Origin of the sequence: Shewanella sp. ULN5 (assembly GCF_030731885.1) — a bacterium.
GTDB classification, from domain to species: Bacteria; Pseudomonadota; Gammaproteobacteria; order Enterobacterales; family Shewanellaceae; genus Shewanella; species Shewanella holmiensis.
In genome coordinates this window covers 7,410-20,908 of the sequence record NZ_JAPJEE010000001.1, presented here as the reverse complement: position 1 = coordinate 20,908, position 13,499 = coordinate 7,410, and the positions used below count along the sequence as shown (strand labels likewise).

At 45.7% G+C, this 13,499-nt stretch carries 4 protein-coding genes; all 4 read right to left on the bottom strand.

Annotated features, from left to right (window positions below):
- Nucleotides 1-48: 48 nt before the first annotated feature.
- Entirely contained in the window at nt 49-1,704 is a 1,656-nt protein-coding gene (pfaD, locus tag ORI98_RS00040) for an eicosapentaenoate synthase subunit PfaD (protein ID WP_306133789.1), read from the bottom strand.
- 10 nt (nt 1,705-1,714) lie between these two features.
- Nucleotides 1,715-7,513 carry a beta-ketoacyl synthase N-terminal-like domain-containing protein gene (locus tag ORI98_RS00035; protein WP_306133788.1) on the bottom strand — a complete coding sequence of 1,933 codons (5,799 nt, stop codon included), beginning with the start codon at nt 7,511-7,513 and terminating at the stop codon, nt 1,715-1,717.
- Nucleotides 7,510-9,624 (bottom strand): PfaB family protein, encoded by a 2,115-nt coding sequence (locus ORI98_RS00030; protein WP_306133787.1) that lies wholly within the window; start codon nt 9,622-9,624, stop codon nt 7,510-7,512. The genes ORI98_RS00035 and ORI98_RS00030 overlap by 4 nt, the downstream gene beginning before the upstream one ends.
- Before the next feature lie 2 nt (nt 9,625-9,626).
- Nucleotides 9,627-13,499: SDR family NAD(P)-dependent oxidoreductase (locus ORI98_RS00025; protein WP_306133786.1), on the bottom strand; the 3,873-nt coding region annotated here is incomplete at its 5' end.

Here is a 13,499-nt window from a genome sequence, read left to right as displayed (position 1 = left end):
GACGTTATAAAATATTAAACCGAGTGCAAGTTCGCGTTTTTAAGCTAATTACTTCACTTGATCTTGTGGACGCCAGCGTTGAAGTTCAACAGGAACCGCCACACCTTGAGCCGTAAGTAAGTTAACTCTAGCTTGGTATGCGGCGCCGTGCATCATGTGTTTTGCTAAGTCTACCGCATTTCGCTTGGTATAATCATCTAAATAACTGCCTTTAGCCCATTCATTGAACGCGCCAAGTGCGGGACCGGCCCATATTTGATAATCCATTTCACGGCCAATCTCACCGGTATTGGACCAACGACTTGAAAGACCAAGATACCAGCGGAAAATTAATGCCATTTTACGTTTTGGGTTATCTTTAGCGCGTTCAATTTGCTTAGGGTCACGTTCATTAAAATGCGCAACTGTACCCGCCCAAATATCATCTAAACTTGAACGGAACACTTGTTTTTCAAGTTTTTCACGCTCATCGGCTGGAATTGCCTCTATCGAGTCATAGCGAGTATAAATTTCATATAACTTGTTAGCACGCATAGGGAATAGCGTGCCACGTTTTACCACCTGTAGCTTAACACCCATTTCAAACATGTCAGCAGCTGGCGCCATAGTGACATCGGCCATTTCGGTGGTCGCAAGCAGTTTGCGAGTATGCTCGCTGGCGCCCGCTTCAACACAAGCCTGGTTAATTGATCCCGTTACAATAAAGGCGGCACCCATGTTAAAGGTTGCCAATGCGGCATCAGGAGTGCCCACGCCACCACCGCATCCTACACGGATAGGAGTTTTGTATTGATATTTGGCTTGAATTTTATCTTTAAGCGCTAAAATGGTCGGCAATAAGGTCACTAATGGACGGTTGTCGGTATGACCACCTGAGTCGGCTTCTGCTGTAATGTCATCAGCCATAGGAACCTGTTGTGCCAATTCCATTTGTTCGGCAGTAATTAACCCTTCGTCTACTAGCTGTTGTAGCATTTTTACTGGGGCAGGCTCCATAAATTTAGTCGCGACTTCAGTTCGGCTAATTTTAGCGATCACTTTATTGCCAATCACCACTTCACCATGGTTGTCGCGGCTTAATCCTGCAGCTCGGTAGTAAACGATTTGCGGTGTTAACCCCAAAAAGGCTGAGGCTTCGACGGTGCGCACTTTATGTTTTAAAAATAGCTCGACACTGCCGCGTTCCAATGCTGGCTCACTTGGGCTGTGGATCAAGTTAAACATATATGGGCCATTTGGCAGTGCTGCTTGAATGCGATTAATGGCTTGTTCTACGCGGGATGGAATAAGACCTGCTGCGCCAAATGAGCATAAAATCCCAGCTTGACCCAAGGCAATCACTAATTCTTCCGAGGCAATACCGTTGGCCATAGCACCTGCGTAATAGGCGTATTTTACCCCATGAACGCGACGGAAATTACTGTCACCTAAGCTTTGGGTGCCAAGCGCTGGGGCAAAGGCACTGACGGGGAGGTGATGAGCGTTGGCATCATTACTCGCACTGCTTGATAGTTCATCTTGTTCGGTAATCACCTGAGCATGCTGCGACACCCCTAAACCTTGCTCTGGGTGATTAATTAAATAGCATGACTTCGATAGGTCTTTTAATTTTTTACCCATATTTACAGGGTCAAAGCTGGCATCGCTTGAGGCTACTTGCCAAGGCCATGGAGAAAGCTTTTCGTTTTGGATACTTATTGTCATTATTATTCCCTTATGCCTCTTCAATACAGATAGCGATGTCTTTTACTTCATAAATACGTAAACCGTCTTTACTGAGGTTTGCGTCGCCAACAATAATGCGCTTACCGTTTTCATCTTTCACGGCGCTAATATGCACATCAAGTGACATTTGTTTGTTTAATGGGTTAATTTGACCACGATATTTCCATTTGATGTCTGACAATATTTGGCCAAATTTAGGGTTAGTGAAACCTTTGCCTAAATCGGTACTAATGGCATAAGTTTGCATCAACTCAATCACGGCTTCAACGCCTAATGACCCTGGCATAACCGGATCTTGATGGAAATGGAACTGGAAGAACCAATCGCTTGGATCAATGGTGCGTGATGCTGCAAGGTAGCCTTTGCCGTATTTACCACCAGTTTCGACAATTTCAGCTTTGTCGATAAAGTTTAACTGACCGCCTGCTAACGCATAATGCGGTTGATTGACTGGCGGGTTAAACACGCGCGACTGTTTGTCTAACAAGTTTACACTGATATCCGCGGCGACATTATTATCAATATGCCAAGGCTGAGTGATTTTGCCGTTATCAATACCGAGCTGGTTTTTCAGTGCATCACCTTTAAAGTAACCAAATACCGCGCTACCGGTATAGAAAGGCTCACCATCAACGCTTAAGTCAAAGGTAAAGTTTTGAATGATATTACTGCCAGCAATGACGGTTGATAATAGCTTGGAATCATTGACGATTGTTTTGCCACGTAAGTCGACATGGCGTAATAATTTGCCACTGCCATCGAGGTTACGGAAAAACAGTTCTTGTCCAGGGAACCCTAATGTGGTGCCCATATAGCCAGAAATAAATCCGTTAGGTTGTAACGATATCTCCATTAACACTGAGTAAGGCATCACTGCGGGATGGCTGTTTTTAGTAAAATACCATGCATCAGCAGGGACTTCGTATTCAGCGATACACGATGACGGTTTTTTCAACTCGCCTCGTTTACCGTTAATTTCCACTACACGGGTGGTTAACTGTAAATCACCACAAGGTGTGCGTGGTGGAATTAAGCCGCGGTAAATACTGAAATCTGGCCCAAAACATTTTTCAATGTTACCCGTTGCAAACTCGAACATATGATAAGGCGTAAATGGCACGGTATCAGGTACGCGATTTGCGTATTTTGAATCTGGTGAAACACTTGGCGCTTCAACGTGTTTAAGTGGAATAACGCCCTTATTTGTTGGCGCACTTAAATCAGGAACTTGTGCCATTAATGGCGCTTTACCTTGGCCATTCACGCTGAGGTTTAATGTCTCTAGCGCAAGCAGCGGGTAGCGAGTACATTCGCTTTCTTCCTTAATCATGACGCCTAAGTTTTGGAAATCGACAACCACTTTACCATTCAGCAAAATATCAATATTGGCTTTGGCATAAGGACGCGGGCTAACACCGATTTCAGTGACTTCCATTCGGTAGGTTAATTCGCCATGTTGTGGTAAAACCTGACCCCGACAGCGCACTTTTTGTGACGCATTTTCAAGTGGTTGGAATCGCCCGTTGCTGACTAAGGTGTGCATACCAATGTGCAACATAAAGAACTGTAATAACTGACCACAGCCTTCAGCCATTAATGACCCAGCCATGACCTGATCACCTTTAAAATGGCATGGGAAATACCAATGATCAGGTGCAAGTTGTTTATGACCTTCAATTAAGCCTAAGCCCCATGCTCCACCATTGACGGAAAGCTTGCTTACTTGCTCAATCATTAAAAACTTTTCAGAAGCAAAACATAAAGAGGGCTGAACACCGGTTTGACGTTGATGATTGGCATGTTCGCCACCAAAGCAGCTACCGATATCACCTGTCAGTAAATGGTGTATCTGGCCATAAGTAAACTGGGTTTGTGCGCAATGCAATAATGGATTAAAACGGAGTTTGTTAGGATTATTGATAACTTCAAGGCGTTTTTTAATTTCGTCTTCGGTTTGAATCACGCCTTTACCGTCAGCAAGCTCTTGGTCGGTGAAGAAGCCTGCACAACCGCCATCCATCTTCAGAATCATCTTGTCGCCCACAAAACATTCATAGGAGAAGAAGAAGAGTAATGTATCACCATTGCTGGCAAAGTTATTGATTTTAATGTCGTAACGTAAGGTATCACCGCCACGAGGTAAATCTTCTAAGAAGGTTAAGGTGCAATCTAATAAACGATAAACACGCTCACCTTTGTTTTCAAAGTCGATACCTAGATAGCTGATCAACATTAAATCACACTGGCCAGATTCAACGGCAACCGCCCAAGGGATTTGACCATCAACCAAGTAAGGCGCATCCACGGGAATATCGTATTCCGTGGTCATTGAACATGGCTTATATTGGTTCATGGTCGCATCAAGTTTAGTTACCCGAGACACTAATAAGTAGTCTGTGGTCGGTAAACGGACGCGACGTGAATAGCTGTCAATAATGGCGTAGTCTTTACCAAATACTTTGGCAATATCACCTTCTGCGTATTCCACTAAATCAGCGTAATTCCAAATACACGGCTTATTGGCGGGAATGGGGGCCGTATAAGCGGGCACTTTGGCATGATTAGGCGCCAGTGCGGTTTGCAGGGCTTGTTTCGCCAGTACATTTTCTGCTTGAACCTTAACAGCCGTCGGGGTAGCAGAGCCGTTGGCCTGAGCAAGCTGTTGCTTTAACAGGGTATCTGCCACTTTTAAGCCCGCATCACGGCTTTTCAAAAATGCCAAATGTGCTTGTTGAGCAAGCCACTGGTTTTGTTGAAAAGCGTTTAAATGCGCTGGAGGTATTGGGGTGGCCACAGGCGAAGATTGGATCTGTGCATGTTTAACAGGAGAAGCCGGTTTTAAATTTGGCATAATAATGGGTGTCGTCTCTGTTGAAGTCGTTGGTTCTGTCACCGACGAGGTAAACGCATTGCGATGGGTTTGAGTCATCGGGATGATTGAAATCGTTGCTGGCGAGCGCGTTACAGGCAAAATATGCGCACATTTCATTTGAATATCTGTTAGGGCGGTTAACGGTGTATCAATAATGTGCTGATAAATATCTTGCCCACCCAAACTGACTTGCTTAATTAAGCTTAATTTACTGCCTGCGGCTAACTGTTGGGTTAACGGTAAGCTCAATCTAGCATTTAAAGCGTGGCGTTGTGATACCGACACAGATAAATCTATGTGTGAACATTGATCTTCACTAACCGTCACAACACTGGCATTAACTGCCGAGCTTTGCTGATTGAGTTGGATTAAGCTGTGTACGATACTCGCCATACCCGATGCGGCAAAACTGTGGCCCATCAAGTGTTGGGCTTGGGTTAAGGTATTTGCACCTTGCGACAATTGCTGAAGAAGGCTTTGCCCCATTAAATCTAATCGGCTTTCAGGTGATTGATTCAATTCAATTAAGTCAGCGGGTTTAGCGAGAATATGGTCACTAACCTGATCCGCGCAGTAACGCGAGTTAAATTGCAAACTCTCAATATTGGCATAGCTGGTGGCATTGCCTTGGGCGCTTGTTGACTCAGCGTTTTGGACTTGTAATACCATAGCCGCAGCGCCTTCACCGACATGCCATGCTGATAAAGCACTATCATCTGTGCCTAATGATGATAAACAAGCATTTTTTAATAGCATATTTTCTATGCTGCCAGATAAATCGACGGCTGCGATAATCACAGCATCAAGCGGTTCTTGATGTGAACTCAATGCAAACAGATTTTGGGCGACATCAATACAGCGGTTAACCGATTGCTCACCCGCTGAAATCGTAAAGGCTGGGCCATTAAAGTCCCACAATGATGAAATACGCGACGCCATAATATTGCCAATAAAGCTAGTGTACTGATTCAGCTTGGCGGCATCTAAAACGCTATCCATGGCGATAGTTTCAAGGGCTTGGTATTCATCTTCAGTTAACTGAACACCCTGTGAAGTTAAGCTGTCCGCTATTTGGCTATGTAGATTAACGCGGCCTCGGAATTGATGCAGTTCAAGCTCAGTTTCCATTGCCACTAATACGGCCACTTTGCTGCCAGGCGTTAACTTGGCATCGACAATTGCCTCATCGGCAACTTTCATTAATAACAGCTGTTGCGAGATTAAGCGATCATCTTCATTGGGCGGGACTTTAAAGCGCAAGAAATCAAAATCAAACTGTTCAATGTAGCCGCCTTGTGGGGCAGCATGCAGGCCATGTTTAGCCAGCAATTCTGGGTGCTTTTCTAACCCTTTCCAGCGTTTAGCGGGAAGCTGAGTCATTAATGATTGCTGCTGTGTCACTTTAGTGGCAAGGGCGTTAATGCTACTGGCTTGACCAAAAAGTGCCGCGATACCTGTGATGCTAAGCTCTTGTTGCGCAGCATTAAACTCACAAGCATTCGCTGTCGCATGACTTTTCACACCATTGTTGTCGTATGACTCAATGAGCAAATGCGCATTACAACCACCAAAACCGAAAACAGATACCCCAGCATGACGCACTGAATTCCCCGCTTTATCGGGCCATGGCAATACATCATTGGGTAGCGTTTGCTGACCAAACAACTGATTTGGCGAAGCTATCGGGCTACTGATATTAATGCTGGGAGGCAACACCCCTTGGCGCATAGCAAAGATCATTTTCATTATCCCTGGCATGCCAGCCGCGGTGAGTAAATGACCTAAATTAGATTTAGCTGAACCAATTAAGGGCGTGGCACTGCCGTTGAGTTTATCTTCAAAGAATCGCTCCATTGAGGTTAACTCAACCTTGTCGCCAAGTGGCGTGCCCGTGGCATGGCATTCAATCACTTCAATGCTGGCAGGGGCGATGTTGGCTTCGCGATAGGCTCGCTCAAACGATAACACCTGGCCTTTGCTATTTGGGCTAAGCACAAATTGCCCTTTACCGTCGTTTGATAACCCTATGCCGCTGACAAGCGCATAAATATGATCACCATCGCGCTCGGCATCTTCAAGCCGTTTTAGTACCAGAACGCCAGCACCTTCACCGGCAAACAACCCTTTACTGTTACTGTCAAAAGGCGCTGAAATGCCATGATCTGGATACGCATGGAAGATTGAAAACCCCATATTAATAAAGAAAGGGTCTGCACCTGATACTGCGCCAGCAAGCATGATATCGGCTTTGCCTGTGTGTAAATAATCACAGGCTAACTTAAGGGCGTAAACAGAACTTGCACAGGCGGCATCAAGGCTTAATTGTGCCGCGCCTAACCCTAAAGCATCAGCAACCAATTTTGAGGCGTTATGGGCAATCGCGCCATTGCGATAGTTAATTTGCTGTGGTTGCTGCTCACCAAAACGTTGTAATACAAAGTTTGGCTGGGCCAATTTAACCTGTAAGGCTTTTTCCACCGCATCGTGATAAAGCGGTACAAACAGTTCATTTGATTTAGCTGTCGGGAATGACAAGGTGCCCATGACAATACCCGTACGCGCTAAACGATGATCGTTTAAGTCAATGCCAGCATCAGCTAATGCATTACGTGCGGTATCTGTTGCCCATAAAAAACTGTCATCTAAACCGCTAAATGCACTGGCTGGAATGTGATAATCGTTGGCGTTAAATTGAAAATGTTGAATGTAGCCGCCTTTATCGCAATAGAAACGATCTGATTGGCCTTGAACCCCTGTGTATTCTTGAGGTTTTGCATTTAACTTTTCATTGCTGATTTGACTGCGAGAATCTTTTTTATCCAGCAGATTTTGCCAAAACTTTGCCGGAGTATCGGCATCAGGATACTGATTGGCTAAACCCACTATGGCAATTTTTGATGTGTTATGAGAACTCAATGGGGTTCTCCTTCTGAAATAAGGTGAGGTGTCTCAGTCGATAAAGACGAATGACCACAAGCCTGCAATGATTCAGTTGCGCGCGTAATAGCACAATCAATGCTATCGATAAACGGGGCAAAAGACATAGGTACCTGATGGCTGAGTAGTTGACCTAAACATTTCAATAAACTGATACTTTCATCAGCGCCTTTGGCATTAACGGCGATAGCCTGAGCTTGATGGCAAGCCTGACTAGGCAAAATTTTGTCGATTAATGTGGTGGTTTGTCTGTCTGCACCCATTTCAACAAATAAGCGGCTACCGTGCTGATAAGCCTTAGCGATTAGCTGAGTAAAATTCAGTTGATGGCAAAAGGTATCGGCAATCGATTGCGCAATGGCATCTGAGGTTAACTGAATTGGCTGAGCTTCAGTCGCGGTAATAAACTTTATCGCATCAGGCAAAGCATCCATTAGCGGCTGATGATAAAACTGTTTTACTTGCTCAATAATTTGCATCGCCGGTAAAGTGTGCATGGCGGTGACTTTATTTGAGGCAATGCCACGCTTACCCGCTTGCTTTAATAACGCCTTACAGCTTGCCTCACACCCAGCAACCACACAGGTATCACCTTGGATGATGGCAATGTACGCCCGCGGGTATTCAGCAAGGTAAGGGGCCAACTCTTCAGGTGTTGCCCGTGTGACAAAACTATTCCACACAATGTCATCCGTTGGCAGTAGTTGCCAATCTTGTCGCACACAGTTTAATGGGCCTGAAATATCTTGGGTGAAAATTGAGCTGGTTTGGGTGGCGTCAATTAAGCTGTGTGGTTGTTGCCACACCTCTAAACTGGCCCACATTGACGCTTCGCCCATTGAATAGCCTAACGCTAATTTAGGCTTAATATTGAACGTTTTAGTCAGCAATTTAGTCAATATATAGCTGGCACCTACGCCCGAAATAGCCAGCTCTGACAGGCTCATATTCTGGGTTGAACCATCAGTTGCATAAACATGCTGGCTTTGTAACATGGCTTGTAAATCGCCCTGTTTTTCAAGTTCAGCGTAAAGCGCAGGAAAAGTATGCCCAAGATGTTTAAGCATATTAGGATAAACCGTGCCCACACCTGGGAATACAAAACTTAGGCCTTCATTACCCGAAGGTGTAGAGGTAAAACAGCTGCCAGCAGGGGTTTTATAGTGTAACGGTTCATCGCCATTTATACCCGCTAGAGCACTTTGCATGGCAGACACTTCAGCACACAAGGTTGCGTAGCTTGTCGCCATAACAACAGCGGTGAATTTATGCGGTTCACTATTGGCAGTATATTCAATCAGCTGCTGTTTAATGAATTGCAGCAAGGGCAAAGTGATAGCTGCGTCATCAGGTTGATTAGCGGTGCTATTCATGTTGCTATGCGTTAACTCAGTTAATTGCCGTGCTAAGCCTGATAACTGTACCTGTAGCTCAGCTATCGTAGCTGCGCTAATGGGCAGCCATAATCGATGTTGATTGAGCAAAGGCTTAGCCGCTAGCACTTCAGTGCCCTGGGTTAAAATAACCGCTTGATGCGAATCATCACTCATCGAGCTGCTAAATGCCGCCACCCGACTTTGGTGAAAATCGCAAAACCAATAGTTAGGCTCTGTGTTGCTTTGATTATCATCTTGTGGACATTGACGATGTGCCATTGCGCCGACTAACGCATGTAATTGTTGTAACTTATGCTTGGCCGAGCCGGCTTTTGCAGTCTTAACTATGGGGGAAATGTGCAAGCGTTTAGCATGGGTTAATGCCTGCTTTATCGCCTCATCACTGTTGGTTGCAATGCCCACACCGTTAATAAAGGCATGTGGGTGAACACTGTTTTTGGCCGCGCAAAGTGCCGGAATAAGCCATAATGTATTGGCCAAATTAATGATCATATTTGGCTGTTCACCCAGTAACTTGGCCGCAGTGGCTAGCGCCTGTTCAAACCCAAGTGGATTGGATTCATCAAGCGCAATCACCTGACTGTCGACGAGGGGAAGGGGGCTTGGCGGGTTAAGCAACACCGCGATGCGCAATGGCATCAAATGATGTTGCTTAACGGCTTCAGCTAATTCCTTGCTGGTAAAGGTGCTCATAATCAAATTGAGCCCTCAACTAGGTTACTGTTGCTTGGGGCAAGGCTTGGGTTGCGAGGTGCAATAAAAGCCTCATTCAAGCTTTTGCTAATAGTGGTTTTCGCAGTCGACATAATGCAACTTAATCTGCCGTCATTATGGTAAAGCGCCACGTCGGCTGTAAGCGAACGACTACTGCTTTTAATGACCGACAACACGATATAACCTTGGTCACCTGATGCAAACGGGGCATAGGTAGTTAGTTCGCCAATACTTGATGGTAAACTGGCTGCATCATGTTTAATTCGTGCCCACACTAGCATGGCCTGCAGCAACAAATCTTCAGCAAACGCCTGACTGCCACCCAGCATTAGCTGAGGCGCAAAGCCCAAACAATCATTCGGGTTGATTTGCGGTAATTCAACTTTACACACTAGTTGCTGATCGTCAGCAATCAATACTTGCTTTATGCCTTGCAAACGAGGGCCGTGAAATAAACTGCCGTTACTGTACAGCTCTGTATCAGTGCTGATAATACCGGCTTCACTCGCACCTTGTTTTGCCTGACTGACGCTACTTGGCAAAGTGTTGGAGGCATTATCAAGTTGGCTGTGGTTTATCAACTTGGCTTGATATTGCGGTCTTAATACACTGTTGCTGTCAGCGCTTTGCATTCTGCTGGCGATTAACGCATTTAAGCTTGATTCAGTTTGGGTCAGGGTTAAAGTTAAAACCTGTGGCTCGTCAGTATCGAATATGATGCCTTTGAGTAACTTATAATCTTGAACGCAAACCGGTTGACCACACAGTATCTGCGCGGTTTCACGCATCCACTGAATGGCACACACGGTTGGCAGTACTGGATTACCCGCTATGCAATGGTCTTCAATAAAAGGCATTGCAAGCGGATTAAGTACACGTTCAACGCTATAAGTGTTATTCACACCTGTAAAAGATAGTGTCAGCGAACCCTCGGCAATAGGCGAAGAGTCCGCATTAAGCTTTTTTACAGCGGCACCTGATTTATCAGCATTGCTATTGTCTGAGCCTTGCATGTCTGAGCCAATCAGCAGTTGCACGCCGGTTTCAGAAAGCAGGCTGTGGGCAAACAAATTGGCACCTTTATCTAAAGGAATAACGTACACGCCGCGCTCAACAAACATTTTCTTTAACGCTGAACTGACCATGCCACCGTCCCAAGGGCCCCAGTTAAAACTCATCACTTTAGCTTGCGGATACCTTGCCGCTAGCTGCAGTGCCGTTTTATTGAGGATCTCATTTGACATTGAATAGTCACTTTGGCCTGTGTTGCCATAAAAGCCCGCGGCAGATGAGAACATCGCCACTAACTTAAGTTTACTCGCATCAATGGCATTGATGATGCCGGCAAAGCCAGACACTTTGGTGCCATATACTCGGCCTAATTCAGTTAAGGTTTTATCCTGAATATGCTTATCAGCTAATACGCCAGCACCGTGAATAATACCGGTAATCGTTTTTCCTGATGACTTTTCTAAAGCGGCTAAGGTTTGTTTAATCGCGGCATCTGAACTGACGTCCATGCTGATATATTGTGCACTTGCGCCAACATCTTTAAAGGCTGCTAGTGAGCGATCAATCTCTAAGCTACTGGTAATCGGCCACACAAGCGCATCAATTTGTTTAGGTGTTGGCTTGTTTCCTTGCGATTGAATAAACGCAATAGCAGCGGCTTTTAACTCGTTGGCTTTTTTGCCTTTAGCCCATGCAGGAAGGTTGGCGGCTAAATGCTCGCTACGTCCTGCAAGGATAAAGTGAGATTGGGTTTGCTTGGCTAGCGTTAGCGCACATTCAAAGGTTACTCCCTTTGCGCCACCGGTAACCAGTACGGTATCTTCGCGGTTTAAACGGCTTGCTTGATAACGCGTTTGGGCGGTCGTAGTTGCTGTTAGCGTGTGGCGACCTTGCTTGCTAATCCCAATTTCGGTTGTTGAAGTATCAACATCAAATAGCTCTGCAACGACAGCTTGGGCTAACTCTGCCGCTTCAAACTGTGGGGCAATATCTAATGCGCGGCAAAATACCTTTGGCCACTCGTGGCTTAATGTTTTGCTTAAGCCAGAAAGTGCTGCCTGGTTTAGCTCAGCAGTCATCAGGGCTTGGTTATCTAAGTAGCCAAATCCGCCGTCAATACGGCTAACTGTCATAAAGCTTACGCGTTCAGTTTGAGATAACGCCTCAAAGCCTTTTTGTAAATGTTTTGCCATCAAGAAGGCTTGCTCAACTGCGCTAAAGCCTGCTTCGCTTAATGGCAATGTCCCTTTAGCGGCAAGTTGTGGTTGTAAGTGAACAAAAGCGGCTATTTTATGCTTTGCTGCGACTTGTTGAATGACTTTGGCAACAGCATCATCACTGACATCCGTTAACACGAAGCTAGCAATTGCACTGCTTAGTGGCGACTGCGCACTTGTAATGGTTTTAGGGCTTTGAATTACGGCGACGGTTAAGCCAGTTGCGACTAATTTCTCTGCTAATACGCCAGCATTATGTCCATCATCATTGATGACGATGCAGGCATCTTTAGAGAAACAGCCAACTAATTTATCCGCCGCTGGTAGCTTTTTTAGCGCGACTTCCTGATGAGGAGGTAAGTCTGCAGCAAGTTCCGCTGTAGCTTGCTGAGCATCCATTTGTGCAGCTGAACTCGTTGCTGTTAACGCGCCGCCAGCAGGTAATTTGCTGTTCATGTAAGCCACGATTTCGCCCAATGTACGACACTCAGCTAAATCTTCTGGGTTTAGTTCAGGTAAGCCAGGCAACTCATCTTGCACTGTGCCTAAAATTTCCACACGCTTGATAGAGTCAATGCCTAGGTCCGCTTCCATATCCATGCTTAACTCAAGCATTTCAGTAGGGTAACCGGTTTTATCTGCCACAACAGACATCATGGTGCTTTGCACTAACTGAGCACTCAAGCCGCTGTTTGCCGATACTGGAGTCGAAGCAGCTGTTGCAACGATTGGGCTTGCGCCTGCAGCTGGCAATTTGCTGTTCATGTAATCAACGATTTCACCTAACGTGCGACACTCGGCTAAATCTTCAGGGCTTAATTCTGGTAAGCCGGGTAACTCATCTTGCACTGTGCCTAATATTTCCACACGCTTGATAGAATCAATGCCAAGGTCGGCTTCCATATCCATGCTTAACTCAAGCATTTCAGTAGGGTAACCGGTTTTATCTGCCACAACTGACATCATGGTGCTTTGTACTAACTGAGCACTCAAGCCGCTGTTTGCCGATACAGGCGCCGAAGCAACTGTTGTAGCGGCTGTTGCAGTGACTGATGCATCTAATGGGCTTGCGCCTGCAGCTGGCAACTTGCTGTTCATGTAGTCGACGATTTCGCCCAATGTACGACACTCGGCTAAATCTTCAGGGCTTAATTCTGGTAAGCCGGGTAACTCATCTTGCACTGTGCCTAGAATTTCCACACGCTTGATAGAATCAATGCCTAGGTCGGCTTCCATATCCATGCTTAATTCAAGCATTTCAGTAGGGTAACCGGTTTTATCTGCCACAACTGACATCATGGTGCTTTGTACTAATTGAGCACTCAAGCCGCTGTTTGCCGATACTGGCGCCGAAGCAACTGACGCAGCGGCTGATGCAACGATTGGGCTTGCGCCTGCAGCTGGCAATTTGCTGTTCATGTAATCAACGATTTCACCTAAAGTACGACACTCGGCTAAATCTTCTGGGCTTAATTCTGGTAAGCCGGGCAACTCATCTTGCACTGTGCCTAAAATTTCCACACGCTTGATAGAATCAATGCCAAGGTCCGCTTCCATATCCATGCTTAATTCAAGCATTTCAGTAGGGTAACCGGTTTTATCTGCCACAACTGACATCATGGTGCT